The 17,084-nt window shown below is 43.8% G+C and carries 14 protein-coding genes; 9 read left to right on the top strand and 5 right to left on the bottom strand.

The window, feature by feature from the left end:
* Positions 1-143: 143 nt before the first annotated feature.
* The 5 genes from MADE_RS16430 (at position 144) to MADE_RS16410 (ending at position 6,377) form a co-directional block, all read left to right on the top strand.
* On the top strand, positions 144-1,136 hold the full coding sequence (locus tag MADE_RS16430; protein ID WP_012519762.1) for a DUF2333 family protein: 993 nt from the start codon (positions 144-146) through the stop codon (positions 1,134-1,136).
* Between the two features lie 3 nt (positions 1,137-1,139).
* A complete protein-coding gene (locus MADE_RS16425) occupies positions 1,140-1,895 on the top strand; it encodes a TIGR04219 family outer membrane beta-barrel protein (protein ID WP_012519761.1) in 756 nt (251 codons plus the stop codon).
* A gap of 198 nt (positions 1,896-2,093) precedes the next feature.
* Positions 2,094-3,920, top strand: coding sequence for an assimilatory sulfite reductase (NADPH) flavoprotein subunit (locus MADE_RS16420; protein ID WP_012519760.1), 1,827 nt, complete (start codon positions 2,094-2,096; stop codon positions 3,918-3,920).
* Entirely contained in the window at positions 3,920-5,641 is a 1,722-nt protein-coding gene (gene cysI / locus MADE_RS16415) for an assimilatory sulfite reductase (NADPH) hemoprotein subunit (RefSeq protein ID WP_012519759.1), read from the top strand. Before MADE_RS16420 ends, cysI begins: the two co-directional genes overlap by 1 nt.
* On the top strand, positions 5,631-6,377 hold the full coding sequence (locus MADE_RS16410) for a phosphoadenylyl-sulfate reductase (protein WP_012519758.1): 747 nt from the start codon (positions 5,631-5,633) through the stop codon (positions 6,375-6,377). Before cysI ends, MADE_RS16410 begins: the two co-directional genes overlap by 11 nt.
* Here the strand turns inward: MADE_RS16410 and MADE_RS16405 are convergent.
* Entirely contained in the window at positions 6,374-7,279 is a 906-nt protein-coding gene (locus MADE_RS16405) for a TIGR03899 family protein (protein ID WP_012519757.1), read from the bottom strand. The genes MADE_RS16410 and MADE_RS16405 overlap by 4 nt on opposite strands.
* Positions 7,280-7,420: 141 nt before the next feature.
* Here MADE_RS16405 and MADE_RS16400 point away from each other — a divergent pair, with 141 nt between their 5' ends.
* On the top strand, positions 7,421-9,646 hold the full coding sequence (locus MADE_RS16400) for a bifunctional diguanylate cyclase/phosphodiesterase (protein ID WP_012519756.1): 2,226 nt from the start codon (positions 7,421-7,423) through the stop codon (positions 9,644-9,646).
* Here MADE_RS16400 and MADE_RS16395 read toward each other — a convergent pair.
* Positions 9,643-10,230: a uracil-DNA glycosylase family protein gene (locus MADE_RS16395; protein WP_012519755.1), complete on the bottom strand. Its 588-nt coding sequence runs from the start codon at positions 10,228-10,230 to the stop codon at positions 9,643-9,645. The genes MADE_RS16400 and MADE_RS16395 overlap by 4 nt on opposite strands.
* A 114-nt stretch (positions 10,231-10,344) precedes the next feature.
* Between MADE_RS16395 and MADE_RS16390 the strand changes: the two genes are divergently transcribed.
* Positions 10,345-10,650: a hypothetical protein gene (locus tag MADE_RS16390; RefSeq protein WP_012519754.1), complete on the top strand. Its 306-nt coding sequence runs from the start codon at positions 10,345-10,347 to the stop codon at positions 10,648-10,650.
* A 54-nt stretch (positions 10,651-10,704) separates the two neighbouring features.
* Here MADE_RS16390 and sthA read toward each other — a convergent pair whose 3' ends face one another.
* Entirely contained in the window at positions 10,705-12,126 is a 1,422-nt protein-coding gene (sthA, locus tag MADE_RS16385) for a Si-specific NAD(P)(+) transhydrogenase (RefSeq protein WP_012519753.1), read from the bottom strand.
* 204 nt (positions 12,127-12,330) lie between these two features.
* Positions 12,331-13,458: an acyl-CoA desaturase gene (locus MADE_RS16380; protein ID WP_012519752.1), complete on the bottom strand. Its 1,128-nt coding sequence runs from the start codon at positions 13,456-13,458 to the stop codon at positions 12,331-12,333.
* 341 nt (positions 13,459-13,799) lie between these two features.
* On the opposite strand from MADE_RS16380, the gene fabR reads away from it, so the two are divergent.
* Positions 13,800-14,393, top strand: a complete 594-nt coding sequence (gene fabR / locus MADE_RS16375; RefSeq protein ID WP_012519751.1) for an HTH-type transcriptional repressor FabR — start codon at positions 13,800-13,802, stop codon at positions 14,391-14,393.
* A gap of 49 nt (positions 14,394-14,442) precedes the next feature.
* Here fabR and trmA read toward each other — a convergent pair whose 3' ends face one another.
* A complete protein-coding gene (trmA, locus tag MADE_RS16370) occupies positions 14,443-15,540 on the bottom strand; it encodes a tRNA (uridine(54)-C5)-methyltransferase TrmA (protein ID WP_012519750.1) in 1,098 nt (365 codons plus the stop codon).
* Between the two features lie 164 nt (positions 15,541-15,704).
* Between trmA and MADE_RS16365 the strand changes: the two genes are divergently transcribed.
* Entirely contained in the window at positions 15,705-17,030 is a 1,326-nt protein-coding gene (locus tag MADE_RS16365; RefSeq protein WP_012519749.1) for a DUF5610 domain-containing protein, read from the top strand.
* The last annotated feature ends 54 nt before the right edge of the window (positions 17,031-17,084 follow it).

Below are 17,084 nucleotides of genomic sequence, written 5' to 3'. Positions count from 1 at the left end.
ATTTAAATTGTGTTAACGTAGTAAAAAATGGTGATATATAAGTAGCCGTCATAAAGGTTACGCATTATTCGCATAGTATTAATAAACTCAAATAGCTGACGGTGCTCGGCTATTTGCTATTTAACAGGAAGGTTGGTGTTTAGATGAGACAATCAATTAACTCAAAACGGATAGCGATTGTCGCTGTGGTGATTTTTCTTCTGTTCTGGCTTATCGGGTGGTATTGGAGCCTTTCGCCAGATACTTTTGATATAAGAAAGCGTTTAGAACAAAACTCATCAGTAGAAAACCCAACGAATATTGCGGGTTATACACTTACAACCACCATGATAGACGTGTCTGAAACCTTGCTTAATAAACCTGGTGGTTATCTTTCAAATGACGTTATTCCCCCTAGCGTCTTTTTAGACAATATGCCAGCGTGGGAGTTTGGAGCATTGGAGATGGTGCGCGACTTAGCGCTTTCAATGCGCAAAGACTTTAGCCGCTCACAGTCTCAATCGATTGAAAACCCTTACCTTACTAAAGCTCATCCCAAATTTAATATGGACCATAAAAGTTGGGCATTACCGTCTTCTGAATCTAGCTATGCTGAAGGTATTGAGCTTCTGAAAAAATACCGCGACGAGCTGGCAAACACGCGAAATTCAGATAGTCAATTTTATACGCGTGCAGACAATCTGCGCGAATGGTTGAAGCAGGTAGAAAAACGCCTAGGTAGTTATTCACAAAGATTAAGTGCCAGCGTAGGATCTGCTAGAATTAATACAGATTTAGCTGGCGATGCTAATGCGAAACAATCTACGCCTAGCATCAACCAACGCGTTGTTCAGACAAGCTGGTGGAAGTTAGATAATAATTTTTATGAAGCGCGTGGGGCAACATGGGCTCTACTACATTTCCTTAAAGCTGTAGAAATTGAATTTAACGATGTGCTTGAAGATAAGAACGCATTAGTGAGTCTTCAGCAAATTATTCGCGAACTGGAAGCAACACAACAGTCTGTATTCAGTCCGATGATTTTAAATGGCAGTGGCTTTGGTATGTTAGCGAATCACTCTCTAGTGATGGCAAACTATATTTCTCGCGCAAACGCTGCTTTAATTGAAATATCAGAACTTCTTAATCAAGGATAATTAATGAAAAAAGGTCTTATAGCTGCCGCATTGGGATGCGCATTATTTTCAGTTTCATCTCAAGCAGACACTATCGCAGGCGTTTATGTTGGTGCTCAAGTTTGGCAAACCGATACCCAAGGTGGCTTTGCTGATAGCAATAACACAGCCGACTTTAATTTTGATGATGAGACCAATACGGCGCTATATATTGCCTTTGAACATCCAGTGCCTTTCTTGCCTAACGTTAAGGTTAACCACACTACGCTAGACAATTCAGGTACCACAACGCTAGATTCAACGTTCACGTTTGATGGCGAACTGTTTTCTGAAAGTACGACGGTAAATACAGATATAGAGTTAGATGCAACAGACTTTATTCTGTACTACGAGCTGTTTGATAATGACTTAGTAAGCTTTGACCTCGGTGTGAATGCAAAATATATCGACGGAGCATTATTTGTCGTTGATACAGCGAGTGATACAAGCGGTTCAGCAGAGTTTTCAGGTATTGTGCCTATGGCCTATTCCAAAGTTCAGTTAGGCTTACCTTTTACCGGTTTGTCAGCGTACTTTGAAGGTAGCTATTTGTCGTTTGACGATCACGAGTTAAGTGACTATCAAGCAGCCGTTCAATATTCGTTTATTGAAAGTTTAGCCGTTGATATGACACTTCAGGTGGGTTACAGAAACGTAACAGTAGATATAGAAGACCTTGATGACGTGTATGCAGACATGGAATTTGACGGTGTATTTGCTGGTTTAGAGCTTCATTTCTAGTCGTTAGGTATTGATTTTAAAGGGCGTGACTGCTTTTGCAGTTCACGCCCTTTTGCTATGAGTAAGCGTAATTTCTTCCCGTTATTACTTATTCATAGTGTCATTAGCACTTTCAGTAATAAAAAAGTTTCATTTATTCTTTTCTCTTCTTGTAGAAAGCCGTTAGCCTTAGCGCCATTGATAAAAGGCTAAAAGACTATGTCACAAGATTCTAATTCGAACTCAGCGCCAGGCGCGGTATTAAACGAACAGCAGTGGAATGCGATTACGCAAGCCATTGCAGGCTTAAATCGTGATCAACTTACTTGGGTAAGTGGCTATGCAGCAGGCATGGCGGCTGCACAAGGCGGTTCGATTGCACCAGCATTGCAAAGTGCTCCAGCAGTCGGTGCTGGTGACGCGCCAACGCTTACTATTTTGTACGGGTCGCAAACCGGTAACGCAAAAGGTTTAGCGGCTCAGTGTCAAGCTAAAGCTGAAGAAGCGGGCTTCAACAGCAAGCTAGTTAGCATGGCAGATTACAAGCCACGTAACTTGAAGTCGGAAACCCACGTTGCAGTATTTGTTAGTACTCACGGGGAAGGCGATGCACCGGATGATGCCATTGAACTGCACGAGTTTTTGGCAGGCAAGAAAGCGCCAAAACTTGCCAATACCAAATATGCTGTAGTGGGGTTAGGTGACAGCAGTTACGAGTTCTTTTGCCAGACAGGTAAAGATTTTGATGAGCGCCTAGGTAAACTGGGTGGCAAAGCGATTATTGAGCGTCTTGACTGTGATGTTGATTATGAAGCTGAAGCACAAGCGTGGTTAGCTAAATTAATCGAGTCGTTAAAAGAAGACTTTAGTGCAGCACCGCAAACTGCGGTAGCGGCACAAACTGGCGCAGCAGTGCAAGGTGTTGCGGCGCAAACTTACACCAAAAAGGCACCGTTCAAAGCAACCTTAATTGAGTCTCAAAAAATCACAGGGCGTGATTCAATCAAAGACATCCGCCATATCGAAATAAGCTTAGAGGATAGCGGCATTACTTACCAACCAGGCGATGCGCTTGGTGTTTGGTTTAAAAATGCGCCGTCGTTAGTATCTGAACTTATTAGCATATTGTCGTTAAACGGTGATGCAGAGGTAACTGTGGGTGACGCAACTATGTCACTTACTGATGCATTAACTTCAAAGCTAGAATTAACGTTAAGCTACCCTAACTTTATTAAGTCGTACCAAGCAGCAACAGGCTCTGAAACGCTAGCGACGCTCATGGAAGATAAAGCGCAGCTTCGCACTTATATGGCCGAGCGTCAGATTATCGATATTGCTCGCGACCACCCAGGTAAGATTTCAGAACAGCAGCTGGTTGAAGCACTTCGCCCGCTTACCCCACGCTTGTATTCAATTGCGTCAAGCCAAGCAGAAGTTGAAGAAGAAGTTCATTTAACTGTGGCGCACGTTGATTATGAAGCGTTCGGCCATCGTCACCAAGGTGGTGCGTCGGGTTTCCTTTGTGAGTATTTAGAGGAAAACGGTGAAGTTGATGTGTTTGTTGAAAACAACGACAACTTCCGCTTGCCGGCTGATCCGAATACTCCTGTTATTATGGTGGGACCAGGCACAGGTATTGCACCGTTTAGATCGTTTATGCAAGAGCGTGACGTACAAGGCGCTGAAGGCAAAAACTGGTTGTTCTTTGGCAACCCACACTTTACGCAAGATTTCTTGTATCAAGTAGAGTGGCAAGGTTACGTTAAAGAAGGCCTGCTAGATAAAATTACGCTGGCGTTCTCCCGTGATCAGGAAGAGAAAGTATACGTTCAACACCGTTTACTTGAACACGGTAAAGAGGTGTACGAATGGCTAGAACAGGGCGCACATTTCTATGTGTGTGGCGATGCAATGCACATGGCGAAAGATGTTGAAAATGCCCTAATTACTATAGTGCAAGAGCACGGCGGTAAGTCAGAAGCCGATGCCAAAGCCTATATTGTAGAGTTACGAAAAGCGAAGCGTTATCAGAAGGATGTCTATTAATGAGTAACGAAAAATCACCATTTATCGTTGAGGGCAAACTGGCTGACAACGAGCGCTTAAAGCGCGAAAGCAACAACTTGCGCGGCACTATCACGACAGATCTAAAAGATGATCTTACTGGTGGCTTTACGGCTGATAACTTCCAGCTAATTCGTTTTCACGGTATGTATCAACAAGACGATCGCGATATTCGCGCTGAACGTGCTAAACAGAAGCTAGAGCCGCTTCACAACGTTATGCTACGTGCGCGTCTACCCGGTGGTGTTATTACCCCTGATCAGTGGCTAGCCATCGATAAGTTTGCAGACGACCATACAATGTACGGCAGCATCCGTTTAACTACCCGTCAAACGTTCCAGTTTCACGGCGTGTTAAAGCCACAGATAAAATTAATGCACCAAACCTTGAATAAGGTCGGTATCGACTCTATCGCAACTGCTGGTGACGTAAACCGAAACGTGCTGTGTACCTCTAACCCTGTGGAATCAGAGTTGCACTTGCACGCTTATGAGTGGGCTAAAAAGATAAGTGAGCACTTACTTCCTAAAACTCGTGCCTATGCCGAAATTTGGCTAGACGGCGAAAAAGTTGAAACAACCGAAAAGCCTGTTGAACCTATTTTGGGTGACAACTACTTACCGCGTAAGTTTAAAACAACGGTAGTTATTCCGCCGCAAAACGATGTAGACGTTCACGCAAACGACCTTAACTTTGTTGCCATTGCGGAAAACGGGCAGCTAGTTGGCTTCAACGTACTTGTTGGTGGTGGCCTTGCAATGACCCACGGCGACAAGAGCACGTATCCGCGTAAAGCGTCTGACTTTGGGTTTATACCGCTGGAAAATACGCTAGACGTAGCCGCTGCGGTTGTCACAACTCAGCGTGACTGGGGTAACCGAGTTAATCGTAAAAACGCGAAGACAAAATATACGTTAGAGCGCGTTGGTGTAGATAACTTTAAAGCGGAAGTAGAAAAGCGCGCGGGCGTAACATTCCAAGAGAGCCGCCCTTACGAGTTTACTGACCGTGGCGACCGATTTGGCTGGGTAGAAGGGATTGATGGTAAATACCACCTTACCGTGTTTATCGAAAATGGTCGTATTTTAGATTACCCAGGTAAAACGCTAAAAACGGGCTGTGCAGAAATTGCCAAAATTCATAAAGGGGATTTCCGTTTAACTGCAAACCAGAACTTGATTATTGCTGGGGTTCCGCCACAAGACAAAGACAAGATAGAAGCCCTGGCGCGTGAACATGGACTAATAGCGCCATCAATTTCTAATCAGCGCTTAGACTCTATGGCCTGTGTTGCATTGCCAACCTGTCCGCTAGCCATGGCAGAGGCAGAACGTTATCTACCTGATGCCGTTACCGAACTAGAAGGCTTACTTGCCAAGCACGGTCTTGAAGAAGATAGCGTTATCTTCCGCGTGACAGGCTGCCCGAACGGCTGTGGTCGCGCCATGCTTTCAGAAGTTGGCCTGGTAGGAAAAGGGCCGGGTAAGTACAACCTTCACTTAGGTGGTAACCGCGAAGGTACGCGTATTCCGCGTATGTATCGAGAAAATATAAGCGAGCAAGAAATCATGGCAGAGCTTGATACGCTGCTTGGCCAGTGGGCTAAAGAGCGTGATTCAGGAGAAGCTTTTGGTGATTATGTTGTTCGCGCTGGTGTTGTCAAACCAGTAGTAGACTCCGCACGGGATTTCTATGACCAATAGTACAGCAGAAAAGCAGCAGCCGCTTACGCTTGATATCAGCAAGGAAGCCCTTGCTGATATCAATGACATGTTGGAAAAAACGACAGCGCAACAGCGAGTAGCTTGGGCGCTCAATAACTTGCCAGATACACATATTGTGTCTTCGAGCTTCGGAGCGCAATCGGCAGTTATGCTGCACATGCTTACGCAGGTACAGCCGGATATTCCGGTTGTGCTTACCGATACTGGCTATCTGTTCCCAGAAACCTACAAGTTCATTGATGAGCTTGTAGAAAAGCTAAACCTAAACTTACATGTTTATCGTGCTGACATGTCATCCGCGTGGCAAGAGGCGAGGTTTGGCAGGCTTTGGGAACAAGGTGTTGAAGGTATTGAGAAATACAATAAATTGAACAAAGTTGAGCCAATGCAGCGTGCGTTACGCGAGTTGAATGCGGGAACCTGGTTCGCGGGATTACGCCGAAGCCAGTCTGATACCCGAGGAAAATTGCCTGTGCTGCAAAAGGTAGGGCAGCAGTTTAAGCTTTACCCTATTATCGATTGGAGCAACAAGGACTTGCACTATTATCTTAAAGATAACGAGTTGTCCTATCATCCGCTATGGGAGCAGGGTTACGTGTCTATTGGTGACTGGCACACCACGCAATCTCTTCAAGAAGGAATGAGTGAACAAGATACCCGTTTCTTTGGGTTAAAACGTGAATGCGGTTTACACGAGTTTGGTGATGGTATTTAGCTTATGTTAAATACCTCGCCTAATACCGCCTTTAATTCTTGAAGGTAAGCGTTGTTGGGTGATTTGGTGACAAGTTTGTAAAGCTCGCTACCTACAGAGGTGAACTTGTAATACACCAGTGCAACATCGGAGGTTTTACAGGTTAAGGTCATATTCTCATTCACACACCGCCATGTAACCTGTTGCCCTTCGGCATATACGCCACTTTCAATCTCGCTGGCGTAAATTAACTTCATTTCTTGTAACGACAATAAGTCGGGATAACTTAATCCAACTGTAGCTAAATTTATTTGCTCTGGCACGGGGCGTTTAAACAGCGAGAGCAGCCCCTTGCGTTTGTGATAGCCCACCAATATACGCGGTACTGCGTCGTTATTTCTGCGGCTGGCGATATTAACGGCTTTATTAAACACTTTAGCGTCGCGATGTGTGAGCGTTTTTAATAGCTGAAGTGTTCTTAAAGAAAAGCTACCGGGCCGTGCGACTTCCACTGCGAAAATTTTACCCCATAATTCCTGCATGGGCTGGCTGTAAATCTCTTCAGCCATGGTACTAAATGCGAAAAACCAATCAGGGTCAAGATTATCGCTAGTTTGTTCGTTGATTGTCACATTTAGTGCTATATTTAAAACAGCTTGAAGATTGCTCGCTTTTTGTGTTTCTAAAATTTGTTTTCTTCGTTCCAATGCATGTTTTTGCTTCTTTGGATCAGAAGACATCAACGAGGGGCTGATACCTACTCGTGCGAACCACGAAAGCATGCGTTGACGACTAGCATCAGCTTTCACTGTACCGGCCGCTTTTTCTGCAGTAGCTTGTTCAGCCGTAGTCTTGGCGCTGTCATTTCCCGCTTGCCGTGGTTTTTCTACCTCTTGAGGAAAATGCTGGGGTGTAATCTTCATAAATGGTTAAATGACTGAATGTAAAATGGCATGTGACATGAGAGCACTATTGCATTGCGTAACCTATATATCAATGTAATCGTCGCTTTAGACTATGAGTAATACGTTCTTGTTTTGTGTGTTTCGAGGAAATGAGCGGTAATGTCGGCAATGGATTACGATAACGACGAATTGATTTTTTTAGATGACGATGGTTCAGTTGAAGAGCAAGTTCTCTTGGGCAAAGATTGGAACATTCTCATTGTTGACGATGATGAAGAGATTCACACGGTTACGCGCCTTGCGCTGTCTGACCTTGTCGTAAACGATCGCAAATTAAACTTTATCCACGCTTATTCAGCAAAGCAGGCTAAAGCGTTACTTCATGAATATAGCAACAGTATTGCTATTATCTTGCTCGACGTGGTCATGGAAACCGATGACGCTGGTTTCGATGTAGTTAAGTACATCCGTGAGGATATGAAGTTGTTCGAGCCGAGAATAATCCTGCGCACGGGTCAGCCAGGATATGCGCCCGAAGAGCAAGTCATAAAAGTCTACGATATCAATGACTATAAAACCAAGACAGAGCTCACTCGAGCAAAACTACTAACAACTATTATCTCTTCTCTGCGTTCTTATCAACAAATTATTACCATTAGCCAAAGCCGCGCAGGCTTGGAGAAAATTATTACCTCCTCGGCTAACCTGTTTGAAGAACATTCCGTAAAAGAATTCTGCGAAGGTGTCGTTACTCAAATAAGTTCTTTAATTGGGCTCGATTCAGAAGGCTTGTTATGTGCAAGAGCAGGTTCATTGCTCGACAGGGATGATTCTGAAGTTTACGTTTTAGGTGCAGCGGGTGAGTATGCTAAGTTTATTAATCATCCAGTAGCCGACGTTAAAAATATAGAAATAGAAGAAAACGTCGTTCGCTGTTTACGGCTTAAAAAGCATATTTTCGAGCCAAGCTGCTCGGTACTTTATATCAGTAGAGCGGGCTTTGAGGCTGCAGTATACGTGCGCCAGACTCATGAAATAAGCGAGCTTGACAAGCATTTGCTGGAAGTTTTCTTATCGAGCATTTCCGTGGGATATGAAAACGTAAACCTTTTCCACGAGCTAAGAAATGCAGCGTTTCGTGACTGGCTAACGCGCCTTCCAAATCGCAACGAATTTATTAACATGTTGGATAAGCCCCACCTATTCGCCGGGGAAAACTGCAGTGTGGCCCTTATCGATGTTAATCACTTTTCAGACGTTAATGACGGGTTAGGCCAGGAAGTGGGAAACGAATTACTGCGGGCTATTAGTGGTCGTTTTCAAACTTCTTTCGATGGATTGGTTAAAAAAGGCCGTATTGGTGCGGACGTATTTGGGCTGATTGGTCCCGATGAATTGGTTTGTCCAGAAGCGATTAACGCTATCTTTCAATCGTCTTTTAAAGTCGGCGATCACACACTTCCAGTAAACGTGACACTTGGATTTTGTAAGTTAGATAACAAACGCAATATTGGTATTGAAATTTTAAAGCGTACCAATATTGCCTTAAACCGCGCTAAGAAAAACCTTACAGATAACTTTGAATATTACGCGAAAGACATTGAAGACCAGACAACCTGGCGTCTCGATATGATCCGTCGTCTTAGAAGTGATTTCGCTGCACGAAAGCTAGAGCTTTGGTTTCAACCGCAAATAGATTTACTAAACGAAAAAGTAGTGGGTATGGAAGGTTTACTGCGGTGGCCTGATGGCGATGGTGGGTATATCTCACCGGCGATCTTTGTACCCCTCGCAGAGTATTCTGGCCTCATCGTAGATATTGGTGAATGGGTATTAGAAGAGTCGTGCCGCCGTCTTCAAGCATTGAAAGAAAAAAACTATGGCCACCTACGCGTAGCAGTCAACATTTCTATTCCGCAATTCCGAGATAGGTTATTTGTAGAAAAGGTAAAGCACGCCCTGTCAAATGCTAACTGTGATCCCAGCCGTCTAGAGCTGGAAATTACAGAGAGTGTTGTTATGGATGAGCCTCAAATAGTGATTGATGCATTACGCTCGCTAAAAGAATTTGGGGTGAAAATAGCGATAGATGACTTCGGCACCGGTTTTTCATCAATGAGTTACTTGCAGCAGTTACCTCTAGACCGACTGAAGGTAGACCGCTCTTTTGTAAAAGATATTAAGCCAGGTGCGAGTGCAGTGCTGGCTGAAACAATTGTTACCTTAGGTAATAAACTAGGCTTATTAACCATTGCGGAAGGCGTGGAAAAAAGAGAGCAGGCTAGCTACATGATTAAGTTAGGCTGTGATGAGGCGCAAGGTTACCTTTACGCGAAACCCATGCCGTTTGACGCGCTTTTAGCGTTTTTAGAGAACCACGATTAGTTTTGTAACGCGTTCGAAACATAGTGTTGGAGCATCGGCAGGCTTTCTTCCTCAAACCACTTATTTTTTGCGAGCCAGCGGTTATTTCTGCCCGACGGGTGAGGTAAAGCGACGTGACCGGCGTTCGCTGCAAACGTAGTGTAAACGGCGTCTGTTAAATTTTTATATTCGGGCAAATAGTATTGCTGCGCGTAACGGCCAATATAGACCGTGAGTTCTGGCCTTATTTGTGACAGGAAAGCCTGATGCCAAGTAGGCGCGCACTCTTTTCGGGGTGGAGCATCCGCACCGTTTTTGTATCCCGGGAAACAAAATCCCATAGGCAGAATAGAAATGAGTTTAGGGTTGTAAAAGGTAGGTTTTGATACTGACAGCCAGCTACGCAGTCTATCACCGCTTGCATCGTTAAAGGCAATGCCACTTTCATGAGCCTTCAACCCAGGTGCTTGACCAATAATAAGTACTTTGGCAAATTTTGCCGTACTGAAAATAGGGTTAGGAGTGTGAGGAAGGTACTGAGCGCATAAGGCGCAATTTCTCGCTTCTGCTGCCAGTTCATCGTGCCCTTTCACTTTTTTCTCCAAATATTTCTCGTTGTAATACTTTTGTCACAAAACTATGATCTCAATTTGACTATCTAATGTATATACAGTATGTTTAATAGTGACAGTGAAAGACTGTAACACAGGAGAAGAAACATGCGTAAAGTAGTACTAACATTAGCTCTATCAGCAGCCTTTGGTATTGCGCATGCGGAATCTGGTAGCAACCAGCTTTTCGATTGCATGGATGCGAAAACACTCGAAATGAACAACCAATGTATGTCGAGCCAAATCGACAATAACATTCGTTTCCGTGATGCACAGGCAAAGCTTATCGACATTGCAAGCGAAAGTCAGGGTGACTACGCTATTGCGACAATGACATTCGATCAAGAAAATATGCACATCGACATCGTAGCACATAAAGATTCGCTAAACGCGCTTGCTGCGAACCGTAACTAGTTTTTAGTTAACGCATATAAGCCGGCGACAATTTCGCCGGCTTTTTTGTGCCTGTTAGAAAATCCTGTTCAAGCCGTTTATCGCTGCAACGCGATAGGCTTCAGCCATAGTCGGATAGTTAAATGTGGTATTAACGAAGTAGTCAATGGTATTACCTTCACCTTTTTGCTGCATGATAGCTTGCCCGATGTGCACAATTTCTGAGGCACGCTCTCCGAAGCAGTGAATGCCCAAAATTTCTTTTGTTTCACGATGAAAGAGAATCTTAAGACTACCGGTTTGCGTGGACGCAATTTGTGCTCTAGCCAAATGCTTGAACTGTGCTCGTCCTACTTCATAAGGCACTTTAGCGGCTGTTAACTCCTGCTCTGTCTTGCCTACGGAGCTTATTTCCGGAATAGTGTAAATACCGGAAGGGATATCGGCAACAAGCGCTGAATGAGTGCTTATTCCAAGCATGGCTTCTGCTGCAAACCGGCCTTGGTTATATGCCGCTGATGCTAAACTAGGGTAGCCAATGACATCACCGACGGCATAGATATTATCTATCTCTGTCTGATAGTTTTCGTTTACGCGCAGTTGCCCTCTGTTGTCTGCTTTAAGACCAACATTCTCCAGCTTAAGGGTATCGGTGTTACCCGTACGCCCGTTAGCAAACAGTAAACAGTCTGCTCGCATTCGCTTACCTGATTCAAGGTTTAAAATCACAGAGTCATCTAACGTTTCGACCGATGAATACGTTTCGTTGTGGCGAATGAGAACGCCGTTATTCCATAAGTGGTAACTCAGGGCGTCGGAAATTTCATCATCTAGAAATGAAAGTAAGCGATCGCGCATGTTAACCAGATCAACTTTAACACCTAACCCTCTAAAAATGCTGGCATATTCAGAACCGATAACACCCGCACCGTAGATTATGATGGATTTAGGGTCGTGATCTAACGACAAAATGGTATCTGAGTTATAAACCCTTGGATGATTAAAATCGATGTCTTTCGGGCAGTAGGGACGGGAACCAGTAGCGATAGCTATTTGCGCTGCAGTAACCGTGTCTTTTGAACCATCTTCACGCGTTATCTCTAAAGTATGCGCATCAACAAAGCTTGCTTCGCCGTAAAACAGTGTCACCCGGTTTCTATCGTAAAAGGAAGAGCGAAGGCGTGTTTGGCTTTTCACAACGCCACTGGCATGACGCATGATATCTGAGAACGTAAGGCTCTTGCTTAAATGGTTATCGGCAAACAGAGGCGATGAGGTGTACTCAATGAGCCGGCTAACTGAATGACGAAGCGCTTTCGAGGGGATGGTTCCCCAATGCGTACAGCCTCCACCCACCGCTTCATAGCGCTCTACAACAGCCACTTTTTTACCGGCCTTGGCAAGTTGCATAGCAACACCTTCTCCGCCAGGACCCGTACCAATAACGATCGCGTCATAATGATAAGAAGGTGATTTCTGTTTTTGCTTAGCTGCCATTTTACTTTCCTATTGTGTAACGACTGGTGAGGTGGCGACATCGTAAATGCGCGCCAACTTCGCAACGGCATAAACCGTTTAAGAAGTTGCTATAAATATAGTACTACCTTAGTTGTCTTGTAATTCCAACTATAGGATAAAAAAAACCACATAAGCAGGCACTTATGTGGTTTTTCCAAAACTTAATTTACAGAAAGTTAGGGGCTAGGCCATTTGTAACGATAAGCTTTGCAAATGTGTCCATTTTTCTTTCTGCACAGCAAACGCGTGCTTCAGTTCTTTGTACTTATATGCAAGTTCTAACCCTTCAATACTGCGTTTTAAGGTGCGTTGCTTAACACGCATCACGCGCTTTTTCGTCGCGTAGTATTCACTCATTCGCTGCATAAGCAGGTCGTACTCTTCTTGAATAGTGTGCATCATTTCTTCAGCGTTGGGCAGTACCGATACTTTCTCACTAGCCCTTTGAAGCTGCATGGCCGCCAGTGCCTTTTCGATGCGCTCTTCAGGTACTTTGCGAAGGTTCGACGTTAAACCTACATAAGACAGCCCTTTGATTAGCCATTTAGTAGGATCAAACTGATACCAACGAATGCCGTTGCGGTAATCGTATTCAAAGATATGGTGGTAGTTGTGATAACCCTCGCCAAACGTGAAGAAAGCTAAAACGCCATTATCTCGCGCCGTATTTTTATCGGTATAAGGCTGACTACCCCAAAAATGGGCCAGAGAATTAATAAAAAACGTAACATGATGAACTAGCACCAACCGAAGAACGCCCGCTACTAAAATCATGCCCATTACGTCGCCGTTCAAATAGCCTAATAGACCAGTAATGCCAAAGTTAGCAGCGAGTACGATAGGTAAGTAGTATTTGTGCTGCCACATCACCACGCTATCTTTTTGCAGGTCTTTACAGTTGCTGTAGTCATCGTAACGCTTAGCTTGATACTCGCGTAACATCCAGCCGATGTGCGCGAACCAAAGCCCTTTCTTTGCAGAGTAAGGATCTTTGTCGTTGTCGTCTACATGGCGGTGATGCACACGGTGATCAGAAGACCAATGCAAAATACTATTCTGCAAGGCCATAGCGCCGCCGATAGCAAGAATGACACGCACAACAATGTTTGCATCGTAGGTCTTGTGAGACCACAGACGGTGATAACCAGCAGTAATCGACATGCCGGTAAAGTAGAACAGAAATATAGCAGTACCAATTTCTGCCCAATCAATGCCTTGATACGCCACCCATAGCGGCACACCAATAAATGCTATTGCGCCAGATATTATAAATACCAGCGCATTAGTTAGGATAAGAGGAGGTTTTTTCATTTTATACAACTTGGCTTACATCTGTTCGCTAATTTATCGTTTTACGAGGCTTCAGGCAAGCAAAACCCAGATAAGTTCTGCTTACATGTGTAAAGTTTAATTATAGCCGAGGGTGGATAAAATGCAGGTAAAGTAAACTAATTAATGCTTAGCCCTTGTTTATAAAAGAGATGATTTTGTTTCTCTTTCCCCATTAGCGTGTGTTGCGATAAACTACGCACGCTAGTCCTTGATGTAAGAAGTTTGATTTCATTAATGGCTATTCAGATGATGCAGAATTTACATCGTAAAGTGCTGCAAATCATCGGGCCATTGAACGTTAATCAACATAGGTTGCAAATGTGAGTCGACAAGAACAGAAATTAAAAACCCGCCAAAATATCATCCATGCTGCTTTTTCACTGCTAGACGAAAACCGTAGTTTGTCGGCAATCAGCTTGCGTGAAGTCGCCAGAGAAGCAGGCATTGCACCTACGTCTTTTTATAGGCACTTTAAAGATATGGATGAGCTGGGTTTAACGCTGGTGGATGAAGCGGGTTTAGCATTGCGTCAGCTTATGCGTCAGGCAAGACGACGTATCGCGTCAGGGGGCGGTGTTATCCATACCTCTGTTGAAACCTTTATGGAGTTCATTGCGGCCAATACAAACGTTTTCCGTTTATTACTGCGTGAGCATACTGGCACGTCGTCTGCCTACCGGCTAGCAGTATTCAGAGAAATTCAACACTTCATAGACGAACTCACTGACTACATCATTGAGCAGCAAGGTGTGGAGTATTCCTGTGCACAACTTCAAGCTGACGCCATGGTGAGGCTAGTATTTAGTGCAGGCGCTGAGGCGTTAGAAGCTGATGAAAAGCTACGCAAGGAAATTGGCGAAAAAGTCAAAGCTCAACTTCGCTTTGTTCAAGTAGGTGCTACCCAGAAAAGCTAGCACCAACAGTATTATAGGAATGTTATGATACTGAAAACTTACACGCAAACTAGCCTTTGCGTGTAAGTAAAACACCTGCCTCAATATGATGGGTGAAAGGAAATTGATCAAATAGTGCCGATTGAGCGACGTCATGAGTTTCACTCAATAGTTCAAGGTTTTGCGCTAAGGTTTCAGGGTTACAAGAGATATACACAATATTGTCGTAATCTTGAATCATTCTTAATGAATCTTCATCTAACCCAGCTCTTGGTGGATCGACGAGTACAGTCGTAAAGTTATACTCGCTAAGATCGATACCCTCTAATCGGCTAAACGTACGCTTTCCTTTCATAGCTTGCGTAAATTCTTCTGCAGCTAACCTGACAATTTTTACATTGTGCAGTCTGTTTTGTTCAATATTAAACTGCGCTGCTTGTACCGAGGGTTTCGCTATTTCAGTACCCACTACGTTATCGAAGTGAAGGGCCAGCGGTAATGAGAAGTTACCGGCACCGCAGTACATTTCCAATAGATCACCAGATAGAGGCTTAACGCAGTCCAGAGCCCATTCAATCATCTTACAATTTACTTCAGCATTAGGCTGAGTAAAGCTGTTCTCGATATGCTTGAATACGAACTCATTACCCTTTACTGGCAAACGCTCAATAACAAAATCGTTGTCGATAATGCGTTTTTGTTTTCTTGCACGGCCAATAATATTCACTTTCGGGAAGTGCGTTTCCAACGTACTTTTAAGAGACTTTGCGGCAGCTTCCCATTCATCATCTAACTGGCGATGGTATAAAAGGCTAATAACGAGTTCACCAGATAGCGCTGAAAGGTAATCTATCTGAAACAACTTCTTTCTTAGTATTTCATTAGGGCGAATTTCGTTTAGTAGCTTTTCCATCGCATCGTTAATTGTTTTGCACGCGGGAGGGAAACTATCTACGCGATATTTTTCTTTTGTTTCCTGATCAAACATGATGTGAAAGAGGTCGTCGCCCTCGTGCCACACCCTAAATTCTGCGCGCATACGATAGTGAGTAGGCTGTGATGGGTAAACCGAAGTTTTAGGCGCATTAAATGGAGAAAGTAACGCCGAAAGACGATCTACTTTTTCGTCTAACTGCGCTTGATAACGTTGTTGTTCATCGGCCGACATAAAATTCTCCATTGATAGTTGAGGTCGCGAATTGTAGTCCCTTATAAAATAACTGCAACAAGCGCTAGTTACTTCTATAAAAATCGTATAAAAAAAGCTGTATTAAAATTAAACAATACTGAATCGTCGCCGATAATAAGAAAGAGGATAGTGAGGATCAAATTATGAACGTGGGTCAAATTAAAGCTTTCATGGGCGATCAAAAGGTCGAGCAAAAAGCTGAACAGAAAGCGACGGTTCACCCGAATGAAGTATTGAAAAAGCAGTTGCAGCAAGATGGGTTGCAACAAGCAGCAGAGTTTTCTAAGCAGCAAGCGGCGTCTGTATCTGTTTCAAGCAGTCAAACGAGTATAGGTTTACGGGTAGTGAGCAGTAACCTGAACCAAGCGTTAGAGATTGACGGACAAAAGCCGCAAGAAACGAAAGGAAAAGCGCTGGACGAAGAATCTTCTAAGTTATTCGACTTCGAAAAGGTGGCTAGAAATGTACTTAAGTTTGTTGGCGGTGTAATTCGCGGGGCCGCCGATGGTGGAGCAAGTGAAGAAAAGCTAAATGGTTTATTTAGTCAGGCGAGAGAAGGCGTAAGTCGTGGTTTTGCCATGGCAGAAAAAGATTTAGCGGGTTTCATGAATGATGAGATAGAGCAGGGCATGACAAAAAGCCGCGATCTCATTGATACGGGAATCAATGATCTTGAAACCGATATCTTTGGTCGTCAGCAGCCTAACGCTGTCTCCATATCCACACTAAATGCAGTAGCGGCATCAGAAGAAAAGAGCGGAAGCTTGATGATACGGACAAAAGACGGCGATGAAGTCAGCTTTAGTTTTGAAAGCTTACAGTCTTTTAAAGCGTCTCAACAGTTAAGCTATCAAGCGCAGATCTCACAAGAGCAACAAGATAGTTCAGGAGAGTTAGACCAACAGAGTGACACTGAAAGTACAGCGGCTTATTCTCAACAGACTTCTTATCAGTACTATGAACGAAGCGGAATCAGTTTTTCCCTCAAAGGAGAACTTGATGAAGGTGAACTAGAGTCTATTGCGAATTTAGTGGGTCAAGTTCAAGACTTAGCTGATACCTTTTATAATGGTGATATCGATAAAGCATATGAAGAAGCATTGAGTTTAGGCTTTGACGATAAAGAACTGGTGGGTTACGCACTGCAGCTTAATAGAACCACACAAACTGAAGTGCTAAAGACATACGAGAACATCCAGCATTATAATGAGGGTAATAGCGATAATGCTAAATACGGTAACGTAGTAAGTCCAGTTGCCCAGTATCTAGAAAAGATGATGGATACGTTTGCTAATGCAGAGAATAAGCTAGCAAGTAGCGAAGACTACAATGCGTTAATTGCTGGATTAATAAATGAAATGAAAGATGTGCAGGTGCCTGACTTGATATCCGCTATTAATAGATTTCGATCTTTTAATCAGACTTTACTAGACGGACTACCGCAATCTTTAGAAGCCAGCGAGTCTTAAACCTTCCTCATATGAAAAAGCCCGGAGCAAATGCTAACCGGGCTTTTTTACATG

It is taken from the genome of Alteromonas mediterranea DE (genome assembly GCF_000020585.3).
Lineage (GTDB): Bacteria > Pseudomonadota > Gammaproteobacteria > Enterobacterales > Alteromonadaceae > Alteromonas > Alteromonas mediterranea.
The sequence above is the reverse complement of the archived record's forward strand: the minus strand, read 5'-3'. Positions and strand labels throughout refer to the sequence as shown.